The following is a 17,895-nucleotide window of genomic DNA, read 5'->3' as shown; positions in this document are numbered from 1 at the left end:
TCCCGCATTCTAACCTTGAGAGGAAGTCTGCGAGAACTGCCGTAATGGCAATTACCCATCAAATGAGCACTATTCTCTGATCATGGGGTATCGACGTGCAGCTGCCGTCCCAGATGACTGATCAGCCAGGCAACGCTGTCGGCGTTTGCGAGTTGCACGTTCAACCTGATCAGTGGATCTCGCCTGAAGGTGTGGCGGGCACCGCTGAGGTTTTCGGCCCCGGTCAACGCCAGAACACGCTGCTTTATCTTGCGAGTATCTTCAAAAAAGGTGTTGCCCAGGTCCTCCCACTCGCCGGTATCAGGGTCCAGGTTCATGAACAGTTGACTCAGGGGTGTCTTGATCGACAGTGCCGTTTCCTGAGTGGTGGACAAGGCATTCTTGAGTTCCGTGGCAATCGGGGTCGCTGTACCGATCAGCTCCACGAACGGCCTGCCGGGATCAAGGTAGGTGATGTCAACGGTGTCACAGACAATGTGTGAAATCTCATGAATAAGGGTCGTCGCTCGGGCATGGGTGCTGATCGGAAAGTCCGGATCAGAAAGATGCTGGCGGTAGTGATTGAACCTGGGCGTAAAGAACCGTTCGGCCAGATAAATTTTGCGTTTGATGTCCGTTGGCACGGTGAAACCGAAGACGTTTTCGGAGTCCCCGATCGTGTTGCCTATCACCATTCGGTTGGAGTCCGGTTTTCTGAGCGTGGGGTCCAGCAGCGCTGCAAAAATGTCTTCGACGACTTTTTCGATCTTCTCGATATGGATGGACTCCACCTGTGTCACGCCCATGAAATCCATGATGATTTGATGCACCGGGGTGACCGTGCCTTCAGAAGTCTTCAGCAGTTGCAGGTTGCGAAAACTGTTCCAGGCGTAGGTCGTTGCCAGGTCCAGCGATTCATCAATCTGACGGGCTTTGTGCGGAAAGAACCGACGGATCTCTCTCATCCCGCGAGCATTGACGTTCATGCCATTCCAAACCGATAGCGCGGTACGCAGGCGTTTGAGCAAGCTGAAGCGAGGGGCCGGTTTTTCCTCGGCCAGCACCCATTGCCTGACGACGTTCTGTTCAAGCTTCGCTCCCAGTGTGCCGGGCGCCGCGATGCGCCACCGAATGCCACGCTTGGCCACCGGATAGACCTTGCCCTCGACCGGTGCATAGTGTTTTTTGCTGACCGGATGGGTGTAAACCCCAAGCGCCGTATCGTGTGTCATGGAGCCCAGGTCCAGATCAATGCATTCGTGACGGCTCAATTTCGTGCGTTCTGGCGCGGTGATGTCGACGTGATGCCAGTCAAAACGGCTGGCGGAGGTTTCTGTGGTAGGCACGGCCGGCGTCACAGACAGGGGCGTTTGCTCACCCAGCGATTGGCGCAACGCGGCTAGTTGCGAGATGCCGCTGATAAACTCTCTGATGGCAGCCGCCCATTTATGCGTTTGAAGGTCCTCGGCAGATTGCTTGATATCGCGGTAACTGCGCCACACGGTCTGGGGGTACGCCAGTTTGCCCATGCAAAACGAGGATGCCTCGTGCACATCTTCGCCCAGCACCCGCTTGATGGTTGTCCACTCATTGGCTTTTTTATCGTCGGACTGACAGCCGAGCAATCGGGACAATAGCGCGGCGTTGTCATTGAAGAGGTGTTTGAACAGGTGGCCCGTCAGGGGACTGGACGCCAGCTTGACCTCGCCGGGGCGATTGTCCGAGTTCGCAGGCATGCCTTTGGCAACACGCTGAGGGTTGAGCATCATTCGGTATTCCAGGTGCGTCCGATCAGGCTGTGGCAGGTTCATGAGCACCCAGTCGAGCAATGGCCCGCGGCTTTTCAGTTCTGCCAGCAGTTGTGCTTCATTTTTGTATTCCTTCACGCTGTGCCGAGGACTGTGCGGTGCAATAAGCACCTGCGGCGCAGCACGGTCGGTGAGCGAACCGATCAGATACACGCCGGGCACTTTGAGGGCCTGCGCCTGCTTGATACCGAGCAACTCAAGCGGGCGGATGATCGCCTCGGCACCGTGGACGGCGGCACGGGCGATGGCGTCGGGCATGTTCATCACTTGCCGGATCAGGTCGAACCCTGTTTGGCTCAGGCACTCCTGCAGTCGTTCCTCGTGGGCGTAGTGCATCAGTTGCCAGGGCAATTGAGTGTGAAAGCGCTTCCTGCGCTCGGCATTTATCGGGGTGTCTGCGAGGGCCTGGTTCAGTACTTGCTGCTGATGCTCGCCTGGTTTCAGGTCGCGGATCAGGTCCTTGATGTAGCGCTCGTTCATCTCCTCAGGGATCACGGTGGTATCCAGGGAAACCAGTTTGAAACGGGCGTGCTCCAGATCCTTGATGTGCTCCAATGCAAAATCGGTCAGGGTCCGGGTGCTAGCCGCCGACGTCGGGCGCGCGCTGATCTGCACCTGAACCTTGTCCGGATCGATGTTGATATCGTCTGCCTTGAGTCGTTTCTCAAGCTCGTGGTGAGCCGTGCGTTGCAGCGAGCGGATGCCCGTGAGGTAGTCCTGGTCGTTGTTGACGTTATCAAGGTACTGCTGAAGCAGTTCGCCATGCAGCATCAGGTCTTCGATGGGTGCTTTGGCCAGCCATGCCGGCAGTTTTTGTTGCGTCGTCAGAGACTGTGCAATGTCCGTCACGCGGTGCAGTCCGGTCTTGGGCTCACGCAGTGTCACCAGATTCAAGAGACTGGTGAGCGGCGCAGCAGGCAGCGTCGTGGCCAGCGCGTGGGTCAGGCTCGTCAGGTCCAGATGGATGTGAGGTTTTTGCAGGTGTTCAAGAAAATGCCCTTGGATTCGGTGCAGCGGCGCCAGCGTGGGCGCCTTGCCGTGGACGCGCTCGGTGCGGCCAAGGTTCTCCAGAAGGGTGGAGCGATGATCGTCGTCGGCGAGGCGCGCCTCAAGCTCGGTCTGCAACAGTGACAATGCATTGAAGGACTCGAATCCGCAGGCAGGTGTCCACAAGATTGCCTTCCCGGAATGCACGGGGTCCAGGCCACCACGTTCGGTCAGCACGAAACAACTGGCCAGTTTCACCGGGTCGGTCACGTCGGCCATCTTCAATGCCAGGGAAAATACGTCCGGCAAAAAACCATTCAATGCCGCTCGCTGTAGATGGACAGGGGAATCGAGTACGGTCTTGATGATTGCCTGTTCGGCCGTGCCCAGGGTTCGCGAGACTGTGCGCAGCTTCAGCTCACTGCGTAACGCCGTTGACAGGGTATGCGTAAAACTCGATTGCAAGCTTGCCACTGAAGCGTCGACGAGCCTGAGTGCCTCGGTGTGCGTACGAGTTGTTGCGGGAATGGCCGGGTGTTTGTCGCGCAGTTGATCGAGCGCCTGCGCGACGGAATCGAGCGAGGCCAGCGCCTCTTTGGCCGACTCGGCCCGCACGGTTGCCGGTTGCGCAATCCAGCGTTGGTCCACCCGAGTGCTCCAGCGTCCTGCTGCTTCGGCAGACAGCAGCCGGTCATCAATCAGCCCCCGGACATCCAGCGCCTTGTCGAGCAGGGCGTGAGGGTCCAGCGAACCTTCGCTTTCACGGTAGCGGCTCAGTGCATGGCTCAGGTTGTCCTTTTGCTTGTCGAGGATGTCGGACATCAATTGTTCGAACACATTGCCGACGATCGGGTGACCGACAATCACTCGCTCATCGGACTTGAACGCCAGGAACCGGGCGCGTTCCTCCAAAGACATGAAATTGAGCAACGCGTCCTCATGCCCTTCACTGGCCATCATTTGCAGCACGATTTTCTTGAGGGCGGGCAGATTGCTTGTCGCCTCGATGCCTCGGGATTGGGTGTACAGAAAACCCAGGGTGTCGGTGCCGCTGATCATCAAGGTCGAGGCGAGCTCCGCGAAGTGCTCGAAGGGCGCGGCGACCCGCACTTTTTCAATACTGAGCGGGTCGTCAGGGCTCGGTGCGAGGCTGACATTCATCAGCCGTATGTATTCATGCGTCGTCAAGATACCTTGCTGGCGATGGTGAAAAAGCCTCGTGTGGAACGTGTCGCGCAAGCTTTCGGCAAAGAACTTCAGGCGTGACAACCCGTTGTTTACGGGCGTATTCCAGAAAGTGTCGAGCAGGCTGTGCAAGTGTGGCGTGAAGCTCTGCGCAGTTTCTTTCAAGGCGCTTTCCCACGCCTGGTTATCGGCATCACTGCTGACGCTGAGCTCGGGGTGGGCAAAGACTCTGGAAACGCCGGCAGGCCACTGATTGGTGAGGTAAACGTGCAACAGGGTTTCACTCAATGACATCGCCGATACCGTGTGGTGATGGTCGCTCCCGTCAAACGCTGAAATCGTACTGACAAAACTTTTCATCTGGGTGAGGCGCTGGTCCAGCTTGGGAAACGTCTTGTGCAGCGCATGTTTGAGGGTGTCGTCCAGCATCGATTGCAAGGTGGGCAGCCTGGCCAGCTCGCCGATCATTGTCTTGATGTTCTGTGCCTGATTGCCATCGAGGATCAGTTGCTGGGCCTGGAATACCGCGCCGTCAATGGTTTGGGTGGCGATCTCGGGGACGGTGGCAGAGGGCAAAGCGCTGCGCTGTTCGATGGCCAGAAAGCGTAAAAGCTCTCGCTTCCCGGTGGCCCGGGCCAGCCATTCCTTGAGCTTGCTTTTAAGGTCGGCCATGTCGGCAAACTTGATCAAGCCTTTCCATGGTGTGAAGAGCATGACCTCGGCGTCGTCGGGTCGGCTCATGGTAAATGCGCCGGCCAGTGGAATATCCTGCATGCCGGTCGCACTGAGCATCAATTGGTCGACGTGCATGGGGTTGGCTGGCGCGATGCGGGCCGTATGAGTGGCCAGGTAAACGTTCTTCAGCCACTTCAGGTCATCCATTGTGAAGTTCAGCGCTTTTTCGCGGTCGCCGGGCTGTTTGGCGTTGGCTGCACGTTCTGCCTCATCGAAAAAGTAGGGGAGGTCGGGTTCTGTCACGGTGTTTCCTCTTGTGCCGCGATCAATTGCCCATCACAGGCTGTCGGTTGAGGAAAAACAGTAAGACCCGGGAAGGGCTTAAATGCGGTACATATTGCTTGCACCGAACTGGCAGTCGAGACTTGACAGGACGCCCGTAGAACAGCGCTTAATCGACGTCTGCTGTGGGTTGCCATGCAACCTCGTTTTCCCTGGTGCCCGTACTTAATAATAAAACTGGAGCTTCAGATGACCGCAACGCCCGAAGTGGCCGTCAGTTCGACCACCCAATCGCTTGATTTCGACGCCCTCGTTCTATTGCTTGAGCAGGTTTTCCTGCGTCACGGTACGTCTGCCGACGTCGCCAGGACCCTGGCGCTCAATTGCGCCGGCGCTGAACGCGACGGCGCGCACAGCCACGGCGTATTTCGCATCCCCGGGTATGTCTCGACGCTCAAGAGCGGCTGGGTCAACGGCCAGGCAGTGCCGGTGGTCGAGGACGTTGCCTCAGGTTTCGTCCGGGTCGATGCCGGCAATGGCTTTGCCCAGCCCGCGCTCGCCGCTGCCCGTGCATTGCTGGTAGAAAAAGCTCGCAGCGCGGGCATCGCGGTGTTGGCGATCCGCAATTCCCACCACTTTGCGGCACTGTGGCCGGATGTAGAGCCGTTTGCCTATGAAGGGCTGGTGGCGCTGAGCGTGGTCAATAGCATGACCTGCGTGGTGCCGCACGGTGCCGATCGCCCACTGTTCGGTACCAATCCGATCGCCTTCGCCGCGCCTCGGGCTGACGGTGAGCCGATTGTCTTTGACCTCGCCACCAGCGCCATCGCCCATGGCGATGTGCAGATCGCCGCACGAAAAGGTGAACGCTTGCCGGTCGGTATGGGCGTAGACAGCCTTGGTCAGCCGACTCAGGACCCGAAAGCGATTCTGGAAGGTGGCGCGTTGCTGCCGTTCGGCGGCCACAAAGGTTCGGCATTGTCGATGATGGTCGAGTTGTTGGCGGCGGCGTTGACCGGCGGTAATTTTTCGTTCGAGTTCGACTGGTCGAATCATCCGGGAGCCAAGACACCGTGGACCGGTCAGTTGCTGATCGTGATCGACCCAAGCAAAGCAGCGGGGCAGAACTTTGCCGAGCGCAGTCAGGAACTGGTCCGGCAGATGCATGGCGTGGGGCTCAAGCGTTTGCCAGGTGACCGACGTCATCATCAACGGGCCAAGTCGGCTGCCCAAGGTATCGAGCTGGACGCTCAGACCCTGGCTGACCTGCGAGAACTGGCGGGGCAGTAACGCCGCCGCTACACGCAGGCATGCAAAAGGCGAGCACGAGGCTCGCCTTTTTTATGCTTTATCTTTTTTACGCTGTAACCATGAACGCGTGAGCGCTTAACGACGGCCCAGCAACAAGCCTACCACCAGGCCGAAACCGGCGGAGATGGCAACGGTTTGCCACGGGTGACCACCGATATAGGTTTCGGTCGCATCGACCACCGGCTTGGTACGGTCACGCACACTGGTGACCGAATCCCGGGCTTGCTGGAGCTTCTGGGCGATTTGTTCGCGCAGGGTTTCTGCCTCCTCACCGACCAGTGAGGCGCTGCTTTTGAGCAGTTTTTCCGACTCTTCGATCAGGGACTGAAGTTCGCTGAACGCCTGATCCTTGATTTGGTCCTGGGCGATTTGTATGTTGGTTTTCCGGGCCATTGGGGTACTCCTTGCAGATAAATGGGCAGTGAACAATGGAGTCTATCGCTGGCGAAAAAGTTGCACTCGATTTTCGCGTCGCGCCCACCCGGAACAAAAATCCCGGGTCGGACATTTCCTCCTACAGTGTAAGATGTCGCCTATTTTACGCAGCAGGTAATTCCCATGAGCTTCAATCTGGCCGACAAACCCCTTGCCGAGCGCGCGGCGCTTGAAGATGAAAAATCCCGTCTGTTCGACCTTTGGCAAAGCAACCTCGGCAAATCCAAGGGCGAAGCCGCGCGCCTGTTTGGCGAGCGCGCCAAGCGCAAAGGCAAGTGGGCTGAATGGGTTCGGGCCGAACTCGACGGCATGTCACCGCCGGAATTCGCGAACATGGTGCGCAGTGAAGTCAATCGGTTGATGGCTGCCAAGTAAACGCAGCCGTCAGGCAAAACTCGCAACAATGGCTTCACGCACTTTCAGCACCACCGGGTCGAGCTGGGTGCTGGTGCGCCAGCCCAACTCGATCGGGTAGCGCGGTAATGCCAAGGGGCAGGGCAGCAGTGCCAGCCCGCTGAGCGCCGCGATGCTTTGCGCCGCGTGCGCCGGAATGGTCGCTACCGCCTCGCTGCCCTTGAGCAAGTGCGGCAACGCCGCGAAGTGCGTGGTTGACGCGCACACCCGTCGACTCAGTCCCAGCGCCGCCAGCCCTTCATCTGTGATCCCGATAAAACCGCCCGACGACACCAGAATGTGCTCGCGGGCGACGAACTCTTGCAGGCTGATTGCCTGTTGTCCTGGCCCCAGGCTGCGCGGATCGACCAGGCACAAATAGCCGCCTTCGCCCAATACCTGACGACTGAGCAACCGCTCGGTGAACCCGCCCGCGGTGATCGCCAGATCAATGCTGCGCTCCATCAGCGCTTGAGCGACGATCTGGCTGTGGGTTTGCCGGAAGATCAGCCGCAGCTTTGGCGCACTGACGGCAATGTGTTCGATCAATCGCCGTCCGTAAGCAATTTCGAAGTCATCCGACAGGCCCAGCGCGACCGAGCGTCCGTCGTAATGGTGGGCCGCCGGATCGACCATCGCCAGGCTCTGACGGCATTTGTTCAACGCGTCACTCACCACCGGTTTCAACTGATTGGCCTTGAGCGTTGGCGCAAGGCCGCGACCGGTGCGCACGAACAACTGATCGCCATACACCTCGCGCAGCCTTCGCAGCGCGGCGCTGACGGCTGATTGCGTCACCCCAAGACGCAGCGCCGCGCGGCTGGCGCTGGACTCTTCATGCAGCGCTTCAAAGACTTTGAGCAGGTTCAGGTCGACGTCGGCGATATTCATTTGGTTCATATCAGTTAGCAGCGAACAGGGCTTTATTCATGATCACGTGGCGCCTGAGAATGAGCAACACCTCATTGCTTTCGGAGTTGCCGACATGCCCAAATCAATCGTTGCTGCGCTGCAAATCGGCGCCTTGCCCGGCGGCAAGGCCGAGACGCTGGAGCAGATTCTCGCCTGGGAAAACGCCATTACCGAATCCGGCGCCGGGTTGGTGGTCATGCCCGAAGCCTTGCTCGGTGGCTATCCCAAAGGCGAAGGCTTTGGCACTCAACTGGGCTTCCGATTGCCGGAAGGTCGTGAAGCCTTCGCCCGCTATTTCGCCAACGCCATCGACGTGCCCGGCATCGAGACCGAAGCGCTGGCCGGCTTATCGGCCCGCACGGGTGCCAATCTTGTCATCGGTGTTATCGAGCGCGCCGGCAGTACGTTGTATTGCACGGCGCTGTATTTCGATCCGCAGGCCGGGCTGGTCGGCAAACACCGCAAACTGATGCCCACCGGCACCGAACGTTTGATCTGGGGCAAGGGCGATGGCTCGACACTGCCGGTAATCGACAGCCAGGTCGGGCGGATCGGCGCGGTGGTGTGCTGGGAAAACATGATGCCGCTGCTGCGCACCGCGATGTACGCCAAAGGCATTGAAGTGTGGTGCGCGCCGACGGTGGATGAGCGCGAGATGTGGCAAGTCAGCATGCGCCACATCGCCCATGAAGGACGCTGCTTTGTGGTCAGCGCTTGTCAGGTCCAGGACTCGCCGCAAGCGTTGGGCGTAGACATCGCTAACTGGCCGGCAGACCGGCCGCTGATTGCCGGCGGCAGCGTGATCGTCGGGCCGATGGGTGACATTCTGGCAGGGCCGTTGCGGGGTGAGGCCGGTTTGCTGACCGCTGAAATCAACACCGATGACCTGGTTCGCGCCCGCTATGACTACGACGTCGTCGGGCACTACGCGCGCCCGGATGTGTTTGAGTTGATCGTGGATGAGCGGCCTAAAACCGGTGTCCGCTTCACTACATAACCCCTGTGGGAGCGAGCCTGCTCGCGATAGCGGTGGATCAGGCCACTGATTTGTTGAATGTGCCGGCGTCATCGCGAGCAGGCTCGCTCCCACAAGGGAAATGCATCGTTTCCAAGCTCCCGCAGTTTACCAAGTGCCAGTCGTAGACCCCGGCAAACTCAGTTTGCCCGTGTCGACAAAACGCATCGTGCCAAACAATCCGCCAGCCAGTTTGCCGCGCAGAACATAGGGAAGATTGTTCAGTGTCTGGGTCTGACTCAAGCCCAGCGTCTGGCGTATGACTGAAAACGCCGAAACGCTCACCGGCACCGTGAGCACGGTTTCGGAGAAGCGTGCGATCGAGCCCGATTGATCGCTGACGCCAGAGGCTAGCGGCTGGCCATTGACCTCTAGATCCAGCGCGACGCCGTTGTAGTCAATCGGCGTTTCGTTGGGGTTTTGCACGCGTATCTTTACGGCAAACCGTACTTCCATGTCCTGGCTTTGCAGCGGTTCGATGCCGACCACATTGATGTTCAACGCGTCGCGATGGGGGAAGAGGGCGCAGGCGCTCAGGGAGAGCAACAGCAGGGAAAGGATGACGGCGTGGACGCGGCGCATGGACAGGCTCTCGTTCAGAAAAAGGGCTGAACCGCCAACGGCTCGGCCCTTGAGCCTTTTAGCGGGTCAACTGTGCGACCGCCTCAGGCGTTGCGGGTTCACCTTTGGCCGGGACATCGGGATTTTCCATGACCTGCAGGATCGAGGCTTCCGGATCGAAATCGTCTTCCTCCAGCTCGATGAATTCCTCTGGCAGGAAGATGTTCAGCACGATAGCGCACAACGCACCCACGGTGATCGGCGATTCGAAGATGTTGTGCAACGCCAGGGGCAGCTCACGCAACACCTGCGGCACGGCCGCGACTCCCAGGCCCATGCCGAGGGAAATCGCCACGATCAGCATGTTGCGTCGATGCAGACCGGCTTCGGCGAGGATCTTGATCCCGGCCACCGCGACGGTGCCGAACATCACCAGTTCGGCGCCGCCGAGGACCGGTTTGGGCATCAATTGCAGCACCGCGCCAATCATCGGGAACAGCCCCAGCAGCACCAGCAGGCCGGCGATGAAAAACGCCACGTAGCGGCTGGCCACGCCGGTGAGCTGGATCACGCCGTTGTTCTGCGCGAAGGTCACCATCGGCATGCTGTTGAACACCGCCGCCATGGCCGAGTTGAGGCCGTCAGCCAGCAGACCGGACTTGATCCGGCGGATGTACACCGGGCCTTTGACCGGTTGCCGGGAAATCATCGAGTTAGCGGTCAGGTCACCCGCGGCTTCCAGCGGCGACACCAGGAAAATCACCGCCACCGGCACGAATGCCACCCAATCGAAGTTGAAACCGTACTTGAACGGCACCGGCACACTCATCAGCGGCACGTCGGGCAGGCTGGCGAAATTAACATCGCCCAACAACCAGGCCACGACGTAGCCCAACGTCAAGCCAATTACGATCGCCCCAAGGCGCAAGAATGGCACGTCGACCCGGTTCAATACCACGATGGTTCCCAGCACCAACGCCGCCAACGCCAGGTGACTGGCCGCGCCGAGGTCCGCTGCGCCGAAACCGCCGGCGATGTCGGTCATGGCGACTTTGATCAGCGACAGGCCCATCAACGTAATGATGGTGCCGGTGACCACGGGCGTGATCAGCATGCGCAACTTGCCAATGAACTGGCTCAACACCACTTCAATGAACGCCGCGAAAAAGCACACGCCGAAGATGGTCGAGAGGATTTCATCGGTGCCGCCGCCCCGGGCCTTGACCATGAACCCGGCGCTGAGGATCACGCTGATAAACGAAAAACTGGTGCCTTGCAGGCACAACAGGCCAGAACCCACCGGGCCGAACCGTCGCGCCTGGACAAAGGTGCCCAGCCCGGAGACGAACAACGCCATGCTGATCAGGTACGGCACTTCGCTTTGCAGTCCGAGGGCGCCGCCCATGATCAAGGTCGGGGTGATGATGCCGACAAAACTGGCCAGCACGTGTTGCAGGGCGGCGAAGACCGTGGCGGTGAGGTGCGGGCGGTCGTCGAGGCCGTAGATCAGGTCGGAACGGGGCTGGGGTTTTGCGTGTTCGGATGAGGTCACGGGGAAAGCGCCAGGGCCAGGTCAAAAAATGGAGGCGCAGGATGCCAGAAAGTGGCAAAAGATCAAAAGATCGCAGCCTCGTTGCACTCGACAGCGCCTACATGTGGAACGTGATCTCTTGTAGGAGCTGTCGAGTGCAACGAGGCTGCGATCTTCTAAATCTTCAGGCAAACGCCGCCAGCAAATCCTCTTCGAACGCCTTCTGCGCATCCCCCGGCACCTGCGCACGATGACGCGCCAGGTGAAACGCCACATCGAAACTCATGTCCTCTTGACGCACAGCCCTGAGCAAGCCTTTGTCTTCCCAACTGCGGGCAAAATGATCGGGCAAATAACCGACGTGTTTGCCGGACAGAATAAAGGCGAGGGTGCCTTCGACCTGCTCCGACCTTGCCGAACAGCGCTGTCCCTGGAAGGGCTCGTCGGCCCGCAGGAAGCGGTAGGGATGATCGACCCGGTCACACGCCTGCAAGGCTCGGTCGTCCGGCGCATCGTCAGTGAACAGCGGATGTCCGGGGGCGCAATACAGGTGCTGGGTTTCCATGAACAACTGGCGGTAGTCAAACGCACGCTGCACCTGTGAGAAATAACCGATGGACAGGTCCAGCCGTTGTTGCAGCAGAAGACGTTCCATTTCGCCGGGCATGGCGCTGATCAATTCGATGCGCACCGATTCGTCTCGCTCGCGAAAACGACTGATCGCATCGGCCACGCGTTGCAGCACCGATTGATCCAGGGCTTCGGACAAGCCGAGGCGTATTTCGCCGATCAAGCGCCCGGCCACACCATTGGATTTATGGCGGAAGGCTTCGATGGATTCAAACAGGCCGCGCGTCGCCGTCAGCAACTGCTCACCTTTGGGCGTGATCCTGAATCCACCCTTGCCGCGGCTGCACAAGCGATAGCCAAGCCGGGTTTCGAGCTTGGCCATTTGCTGGCTGATGCTCGATTGACTCAACCCCAGTTCGCCCTGTGCCGCACTGAAGCCGCCGCACTCGACCACTCGGACAAACAAACGCAGCAGTTGCAAGTCGAGGTCATGGAGTTGACCGAGCATCAAACATTACTCCGCAATAAAGTCAGGTTAACAAACTTGATATTTCGACAATGTATCGGAACGCGCACGCTGCAACCACTTCCTCTGGTCAGGTGTTCGTCATGGCTCCCATGTTCAAGCTGTGTTTATCCGCGTTGTTCCTCGCCGTGGCCGCTTCGGCCCAGGCCGAGGAAAAGACCCTCAACCTCTACAGTTGGGCCGATTACGTAGCGCCCGAGACCTTGCAGCGTTTCGAACAGGAAACCGGGATTCACGTGCGTTACGACACGTTCGATGCCCCGGAGGTGCTCGAAACCAAACTGCTCACCGGTGGCAGCGGTTACGACGTGGTGGTGCCGTCGTCCAGCGTGTTGGCTCGTGGCTTGGCGGCCGGTGCGCTGAAAGCCATTCCTCACGAAGGCTTGAAGGGCTACGCCAACCTCGACCCGGACCTGTTGGAAAAGCTCGCCGCCGTGGACCCCGGCAACCTTTACGGTGTGCCCTATACCTGGGGCACGCTGGGGCTGGGGATGAACGTCGAAGCGGTACAGAAGCGCTTGCCGAATAGGCCGCTGAACAGTCTGGATTTGTTGTTCAAGCCGGAGTACGCCAGCAAACTGAAGGACTGTGGCATCGCGATCATCGATTCGCCCCAGGAGGTCATCGGTCTGGCGTTGCACTACCTGGGTAAAGATCCCTACAGCACCGACAAGAACGATCTGGATGCGGCGCAGGCGTTATTGCATCAGTTGCAGCCAAACGTGCTGTACGTCGCCAGCGGCCGGCAGATCAACGATCTGGCCAACGGCAGTATCTGTCTGGCGCTGACTTATAACGGTGACGCCAGCATGGCTGCCGATCAGGCACGCAAGGCCAACAAGCCCTACGAAATCGCCTACCGGATTCCCAAGGAAGGCACCATCGTCTGGCAGGACAACCTGGCCATTCCCAAGGACGCGCCGCATCCCGAAGCGGCCCGCCAGTTCATCGAATTCATGTTGCGCCCCGAATCCGTCGCAGCGCTGACCAACACGCTGTTCTTCGCCACCGCCAACCAGGCCGCGACGCCACTTGTGGATGAGGCGGTGCGCACCGATCCAGACATTTACCCGCCCGCCGACGTTCGCGGTCTGCTGTACGCCGACCGCACCATGAGCCTCAAGGACATGCGTCAGCGAACCCGCTTGTGGACCACTTTCCGTAGCCGCCAATAAAAAGGAATACCTGATGGACATCCCTGTGCAAAACGATCAGGCCATGACCCGTGACAGTCTTTACGGCACAGCCGCCGAAAGCACCTACGCCGGCATTACCAGTTTCATGCGTCGACGCTACAGCCGTGACTTGCGCGGTGTCGACGTCGCGGTCAGCGGTGTCCCGTTCGACACCGCCACCAGCAACCGCCCCGGCGCGCGTTTCGGGCCGCGAGGCATTCGCGCCGCGTCCACCGGGATCGCCTGGGAACGCCACTGGCCGTGGACGTTTGATCCGTTCGATCATTTGGCCGTTATCGACTACGGCGATTGCGACTTCGATTACGGCTCGCCGCACTCGGTGCCGGAAAGCATCGAAGCGCATGCCGAGCACATTCTCAACGCCGGCAGCGCGATGCTGACGTTCGGCGGCGACCACTTTATTACCTATCCGCTGCTCAAGGCCCATGCCCGCAAACATGGTCCGTTGTCGCTGATTCACTTCGATGCGCACAGCGACACCTGGCCGGACGAGGCGGGCAAGCGCGTTGACCACGGCACCATGTTCTGGCACGCGGCCAGGGAAGGGCTGGTCGATCCGTCGCGTTCGGTGCAGATTGGTTTGCGCACCACCAATGACGATCACCAGGGATTTCAGGTGCTGGATGCGCGGCAGGTGCACCGGCAAGGGTGTGACGCCATTGTCGAAGCGATTCGTGCGCGGGTCGGCGATAACCCGGTGTACCTGACATTCGATATCGATTGCCTTGACCCGGCCTTCGCGCCCGGCACCGGGACACCGGTGTGCGGCGGCTTGAGCACCGTGCAGGCGCTGGAGATTCTCGGCGGTTTGCGTGGGATCAATCTGGTGGGGATGGACGTGGTGGAAGTGGCGCCGGCCTACGACAGCGCGGACATCACTTCGCTGGCAGCGGCGACATTGGCCATGGAAATGCTCTGCCTTTATGCCGCCAGACATAAGGTGGACCGGTAGCACCCGCATGTGCTGACGCCGTAGGCCGTTACTCACAGATGGCTACTGCCAGTTTCTGACAGTAGCCTCTGCTAAGCTCCGTCGACTTCTCAGGAAAGAGACTACGGATCGTGTCGCGTACCACACGTTTACTCACGTTGTTGCAGGTGTTACGGGGCAAAAGTCGTCCGGTCACGGCGGCAACGCTGGCCAGCGATCTGGAGATTTCCGAACGCACGCTGTACCGAGACATCGCCGAATTGACGGCGCTGGGCGCACCGATATTCGGTGAAGCGGGGATCGGTTACGTATTGCGCAGCGGATTGTTCCTGCCACCCTTGATGCTCAACGCCGATGAAACCGAAGCAATCGTGCTGGGATTGCGCTACGTCGATCAGCGCGGCGACGAGGTGTTGAGCAAAGCCGCGGCGGATGCATTGGCCAAGATTGCCGCCGTACTGGCGCCCGAAGCCCAGGATGCATTGCGCAACCCGACGGTGCTGCCGGGCCCGCCCGGTTATGGCTACCCGCAAAACGCAGTGCCATTGAATGTGTTTCGCCAGGCCATACGCGATCAATCCAAGCTCAGCATCGACTATGCAGACGCCAACCAGGTGCCCAGTCAACGGCTGATCTGGCCCTTGGCGCTGGGGTTTCTCAATGAAGTGCGGATCATCGTCGCCTGGTGTGAATTGCGCGGCGCCTACCGCACCTTTCGCACCGACCGGATCTCCGCTGCCAACGAGCAGGGCGAGCGCTATCCGGGGCGGCGCAGCGACTTGTTGCGCACCTGGCGCAAGCAGATGCAACTGGATGAAGCGGGGCGTTTCACTCCTGACAAGAACTGACACAGGCGTGTTCTAGGATGGCTCCAGAACCAACAAACAAGGAGCCGTAAACATGTCCAATCCAGCCTCTTCACTGGCGCCCGCCATTGCCGCCTACATTGCCGCCGCCAATGCTCGCGACACTTCGCGGGTCGGCAGTTTTTTTGCTGAGGATGCCAATGTGTTCGATGAAGGACATCACCGTATCGGCACGCAAGCCATTGCCCAATGGATGCAAGACACGGCGCAGCGCTATGAACCACGGGTCGAAGTGCTCGGCGTGCAGCAGCGCACCGGTAAAGTGCTGGTGCACAACCGGATTTCCGGGACCTTTCCCGGCAGCCCCCTGGAACTGCGTTACATGTTCCGCCTCAATGAGCAGGGCAAGATCGCCCGGCTAGACATCTCTCTGTAACGCGAGTGCGTGGCATACTGCCGCGCATGAATGTCGACTCTCCCCTAAGCGCCTGGCAACACGCCATCGAACAAAAGGGCTTCGTCCAGGACGAAGCCCAGGAACATGCCGTGTGGGCGCTGCAAAAATGCCACGAAGCCTTGCACGAAGGGCGCACGCCGATCACCGGGGTTTACCTCTGGGGGCCGGTCGGTCGCGGCAAGACCTGGTTGATGGACCAGTTCTATCAAACCCTCAAGGTTCCGGCCCGCCGGCAACACTTTCATCACTTCATGAGCTGGGTGCACCAGCGTTCATTCCAGCTGACCGGCACCGCCGACCCGCTGAAGGCGCTGGCCCGTGAGCTGAGCGAGGAAGTGCGGGTGTTGTGCTTTGATGAGCTGTTCGTCAACGACATTGGCGATGCGATCATTCTCGGGCGGTTGTTCCAGGTGATGTTCGAGCAAGGCGTGGTGGTGGTCTGCACCTCCAATCAGCCGCCGGATCAGCTGTACGCCGATGGCTTCAACCGCGACCGTTTCGTGCCCGCCATCGAGGCGATCAAGAAACACATGCAGGTGATCGCAGTGGATGGCGGCGAAGACCACCGCCTGCACCCGGGCGCCGGTCTGCAACGTTATTGGGTGGCGACCGCCGGCCAGCCGAGCGCACTGGCAGAAGTGTTCAAGGCATTGACCGCTGGGCAATCAGTGTCCAGCGAGCCGATCACCGTCGGTTATCGCTCGGTCAATGTGGTGCAGGCCAGCGCAAAGGTGCTCTGGTGCCGTTATGCCGATCTGTGCGAACAACCGTTTGCCGCCATGGACTTCATGGCGCTGTGCGACACCTTCAGCGCTATTCTGTTGAGTGAGGTGCCCAACCTGAGCGCACAAAAGCGCGCCGGACGCATCGCCCGTGGCACCGAAGACGCTGCCGAGCGCGTGGTGGCCGGTGATCGCGAACTGCCGCAATTGTCGGTACACGACGACGGTGTCCGGCGTTTCATCGCGTTGGTGGACGAATGCTACGACCGCAAGGTGCCGCTGTATCTCGAAGCGCAGGTGCCGATGGCGGCGTTGTACACCGAGGGTTACCTTGAATTCCCGTTCCGCCGCACATTAAGCCGTCTACAGGAAATGCAGCTGCAACGTTTCGCTGAAGCCTAATTGCAAGGAGCCGCGAACATGAATCAGCCCCTGTCTCATCATCTGCTGACCATGGCATATCAGAACGCCTGGGCCAATCACCGACTCGCCAAGGCCTGGGGCCAATTGAGCGCGGCCGAACTGATGGCGCCGCGTGTCAGCTTTTTCCCCAGCATCAGGGCCACCCTCAATCACATCCTGACGTGCGACTGGTTCTACATGGATGCGCTGGAGCGCGAGCTGCGCGGTGACGAGCCGCACCCTGACTGTTATGTATTCTTCACCCGGGACGAGCCGTTCACCTCGGGCTCCGACCTGAAGCTTGAGCAAGCCCACGTTGACCGTCGACTGATTGCCTACTGCGAACAGTTGCGCGATGCCGACCTGGGGCGAATCGTGACCATCGCCCGGGAAACGCCGCAGCATGACAGTCGATTGCGCATGCTTTCCCATCTGTTCGAACACCAGATTCATCACCGTGGCCAGGTGCACGCGATGCTCAGCGGCACGTCGGTCAAGCCGCCGCAGCTGGACGAGTTTTTCTGCGCCGGTGAGTCAAGCTTACGGGCCGCTGATTTTGCCGAGCTGGGATGGACTGAAACGCTGATCTGGGGCGTTTGAGGCCGGTTCGGGTTGTCGATGATTGCGCCTCGCGATAATGTCCGTCGACCTCCCGGCGCGAGAGACGTGTCGGGGCAACCTGATGGGATGTTGACGATGGAAATGGAAGCCGCAGAAGTGCTTGTCCTTCAAGCCAGCTACACCAACCCGGTGCACGCCGAAGCGATCGGCATCGTGCTCAATGCTTATGCTCAGGACCCCATGGGCGGCGGGCATGCATTGCCCGAGGACATTGTGCAGCGATTGCCGGGTGAACTGGCCAAGCGTCCCCACGCTTTCAGTGTGCTGGCCTTTGTCGATGGCGAGCCGGCCGGGCTGGTCAATTGCTTTGAAGGGTTCTCGACCTTTGCCTGTCGGCCTTTGGTCAATGTGCACGACGTGTCGGTGGTGCCCAAGTTTCGCGGCCTGGGACTGAGCCAGAAGATGCTGCAAAAAGTCGAGGACATCACCCGCCAGCGCGGCGGCTGCAAGATCACCCTGGAAGTCCTTGAAGGCAATGCGGTCGCGCAGGCGTCCTATGGCAAGTTCGGTTTTGCACCCGGCATGTTCGATCCGGCCCATGGCCGAATGCTGTTCTGGACCAAAGACCTTTAATCTCGCCTCTATCAAGC

16 protein-coding genes are annotated in these 17,895 nt (G+C 59.7%); 10 read left to right on the top strand and 6 right to left on the bottom strand.

Annotated features, from left to right (window positions below; translation table 11 throughout):
* Positions 1 to 80: 80 nt before the first annotated feature.
* Complete coding sequence (locus BLQ41_RS22490; protein WP_090184513.1) at positions 81 to 4,937, bottom strand: dermonecrotic toxin domain-containing protein; 4,857 nt, start codon at positions 4,935 to 4,937, stop codon at positions 81 to 83.
* 228 nt (positions 4,938 to 5,165) lie between these two features.
* Here BLQ41_RS22490 and BLQ41_RS22485 point away from each other — a divergent pair, with 228 nt between their 5' ends.
* Positions 5,166 to 6,206, top strand: coding sequence for an Ldh family oxidoreductase (locus BLQ41_RS22485; protein ID WP_090184510.1), 1,041 nt, complete (start codon positions 5,166 to 5,168; stop codon positions 6,204 to 6,206).
* Between the two features lie 96 nt (positions 6,207 to 6,302).
* Here the strand turns inward: BLQ41_RS22485 and BLQ41_RS22480 are convergent, their stop codons facing one another.
* Positions 6,303 to 6,620, bottom strand: a complete 318-nt coding sequence (locus BLQ41_RS22480) for a DUF883 family protein (protein WP_090184505.1) — start codon at positions 6,618 to 6,620, stop codon at positions 6,303 to 6,305.
* A 165-nt stretch (positions 6,621 to 6,785) separates the two neighbouring features.
* Here BLQ41_RS22480 and BLQ41_RS22475 point away from each other — a divergent pair, with 165 nt between their 5' ends.
* On the top strand, positions 6,786 to 7,037 hold the full coding sequence (locus BLQ41_RS22475; RefSeq protein ID WP_008155229.1) for a hypothetical protein: 252 nt from the start codon (positions 6,786 to 6,788) through the stop codon (positions 7,035 to 7,037).
* Between the two features lie 9 nt (positions 7,038 to 7,046).
* Here the strand turns inward: BLQ41_RS22475 and BLQ41_RS22470 are convergent, their stop codons facing one another.
* On the bottom strand, positions 7,047 to 7,955 hold the full coding sequence (locus tag BLQ41_RS22470; protein WP_090184503.1) for a LysR family transcriptional regulator: 909 nt from the start codon (positions 7,953 to 7,955) through the stop codon (positions 7,047 to 7,049).
* Positions 7,956 to 8,040: 85 nt separating this feature from the next.
* Here BLQ41_RS22470 and BLQ41_RS22465 point away from each other — a divergent pair, with 85 nt between their 5' ends.
* Positions 8,041 to 8,964, top strand: coding sequence for a carbon-nitrogen hydrolase family protein (locus tag BLQ41_RS22465; protein WP_090184500.1), 924 nt, complete (start codon positions 8,041 to 8,043; stop codon positions 8,962 to 8,964).
* A gap of 126 nt (positions 8,965 to 9,090) precedes the next feature.
* Here the strand turns inward: BLQ41_RS22465 and BLQ41_RS22460 are convergent, their stop codons facing one another.
* From BLQ41_RS22460 to BLQ41_RS22450, 3 genes are all read right to left on the bottom strand, one after another.
* Entirely contained in the window at positions 9,091 to 9,564 is a 474-nt protein-coding gene (locus BLQ41_RS22460; RefSeq protein WP_090184497.1) for an LEA type 2 family protein, read from the bottom strand.
* Positions 9,565 to 9,622: 58 nt separating this feature from the next.
* Positions 9,623 to 11,095, bottom strand: coding sequence for a nucleobase:cation symporter-2 family protein (locus BLQ41_RS22455; RefSeq protein ID WP_090184494.1), 1,473 nt, complete (start codon positions 11,093 to 11,095; stop codon positions 9,623 to 9,625).
* A gap of 163 nt (positions 11,096 to 11,258) precedes the next feature.
* Positions 11,259 to 12,152, bottom strand: a complete 894-nt coding sequence (locus BLQ41_RS22450; RefSeq protein WP_090184491.1) for a LysR family transcriptional regulator — start codon at positions 12,150 to 12,152, stop codon at positions 11,259 to 11,261.
* 101 nt (positions 12,153 to 12,253) lie between these two features.
* On the opposite strand from BLQ41_RS22450, the gene BLQ41_RS22445 reads away from it, so the two are divergent.
* From BLQ41_RS22445 to BLQ41_RS22415, 7 genes are all read left to right on the top strand, one after another.
* Positions 12,254 to 13,345 carry a polyamine ABC transporter substrate-binding protein gene (locus BLQ41_RS22445; RefSeq protein WP_090184488.1) on the top strand — a complete coding sequence of 364 codons (1,092 nt, stop codon included), beginning with the start codon at positions 12,254 to 12,256 and terminating at the stop codon, positions 13,343 to 13,345.
* A gap of 13 nt (positions 13,346 to 13,358) precedes the next feature.
* Entirely contained in the window at positions 13,359 to 14,318 is a 960-nt protein-coding gene (gene speB, locus BLQ41_RS22440) for an agmatinase (protein ID WP_090184484.1), read from the top strand.
* A 110-nt stretch (positions 14,319 to 14,428) separates the two neighbouring features.
* Positions 14,429 to 15,145, top strand: a complete 717-nt coding sequence (locus tag BLQ41_RS22435; RefSeq protein WP_090184481.1) for a helix-turn-helix transcriptional regulator — start codon at positions 14,429 to 14,431, stop codon at positions 15,143 to 15,145.
* A 52-nt stretch (positions 15,146 to 15,197) separates the two neighbouring features.
* Positions 15,198 to 15,539 (top strand): nuclear transport factor 2 family protein, encoded by a 342-nt coding sequence (locus BLQ41_RS22430; protein ID WP_090184477.1) that lies wholly within the window; start codon positions 15,198 to 15,200, stop codon positions 15,537 to 15,539.
* A gap of 26 nt (positions 15,540 to 15,565) precedes the next feature.
* The gene (zapE, locus tag BLQ41_RS22425; protein ID WP_090184474.1) at positions 15,566 to 16,684 is read left to right on the top strand and encodes a cell division protein ZapE; all 1,119 of its coding nucleotides are present in this window, start codon (positions 15,566 to 15,568) and stop codon (positions 16,682 to 16,684) included.
* Between the two features lie 18 nt (positions 16,685 to 16,702).
* Entirely contained in the window at positions 16,703 to 17,284 is a 582-nt protein-coding gene (locus tag BLQ41_RS22420; protein ID WP_090184471.1) for a DinB family protein, read from the top strand.
* Between the two features lie 102 nt (positions 17,285 to 17,386).
* The gene (locus BLQ41_RS22415; RefSeq protein ID WP_090188771.1) at positions 17,387 to 17,878 is read left to right on the top strand and encodes a GNAT family N-acetyltransferase; all 492 of its coding nucleotides are present in this window, start codon (positions 17,387 to 17,389) and stop codon (positions 17,876 to 17,878) included.
* Positions 17,879 to 17,895: the final 17 nt, after the last annotated feature.

Origin of the sequence: Pseudomonas arsenicoxydans, from assembly GCF_900103875.1 — a bacterium.
In the GTDB taxonomy this organism is placed as follows: domain Bacteria; phylum Pseudomonadota; class Gammaproteobacteria; order Pseudomonadales; family Pseudomonadaceae; genus Aquipseudomonas; species Aquipseudomonas arsenicoxydans.
The sequence above is the reverse complement of the archived record's forward strand: the minus strand, read 5'-3'. Positions and strand labels throughout refer to the sequence as shown.

Bases quoted from the DNA above. Each gene is read 5' to 3' on its own strand.
- BLQ41_RS22485 (WP_090184510.1), top strand. From the start codon at position 5,166: ATGACCGCAACGCCCGAAGTGGCCGTCAGTTCGACCACCCAATCGCTT.
- BLQ41_RS22470 (WP_090184503.1), bottom strand. From the start codon at position 7,955: ATGAACCAAATGAATATCGCCGACGTCGACCTGAACCTGCTCAAAGTC.
- zapE (WP_090184474.1), top strand. From the start codon at position 15,566: ATGAATGTCGACTCTCCCCTAAGCGCCTGGCAACACGCCATCGAACAA.
- BLQ41_RS22465 (WP_090184500.1), top strand. From the start codon at position 8,041: ATGCCCAAATCAATCGTTGCTGCGCTGCAAATCGGCGCCTTGCCCGGC.
- BLQ41_RS22420 (WP_090184471.1), top strand. From the start codon at position 16,703: ATGAATCAGCCCCTGTCTCATCATCTGCTGACCATGGCATATCAGAAC.
- BLQ41_RS22415 (WP_090188771.1), top strand. From the start codon at position 17,387: ATGGAAGCCGCAGAAGTGCTTGTCCTTCAAGCCAGCTACACCAACCCG.
- BLQ41_RS22430 (WP_090184477.1), top strand. From the start codon at position 15,198: ATGTCCAATCCAGCCTCTTCACTGGCGCCCGCCATTGCCGCCTACATT.
- BLQ41_RS22480 (WP_090184505.1), bottom strand. From the start codon at position 6,620: ATGGCCCGGAAAACCAACATACAAATCGCCCAGGACCAAATCAAGGAT.
- speB (WP_090184484.1), top strand. From the start codon at position 13,359: ATGGACATCCCTGTGCAAAACGATCAGGCCATGACCCGTGACAGTCTT.
- BLQ41_RS22445 (WP_090184488.1), top strand. From the start codon at position 12,254: ATGGCTCCCATGTTCAAGCTGTGTTTATCCGCGTTGTTCCTCGCCGTG.
- BLQ41_RS22450 (WP_090184491.1), bottom strand. From the start codon at position 12,152: ATGCTCGGTCAACTCCATGACCTCGACTTGCAACTGCTGCGTTTGTTT.
- BLQ41_RS22475 (WP_008155229.1), top strand. From the start codon at position 6,786: ATGAGCTTCAATCTGGCCGACAAACCCCTTGCCGAGCGCGCGGCGCTT.
- BLQ41_RS22460 (WP_090184497.1), bottom strand. From the start codon at position 9,564: ATGCGCCGCGTCCACGCCGTCATCCTTTCCCTGCTGTTGCTCTCCCTG.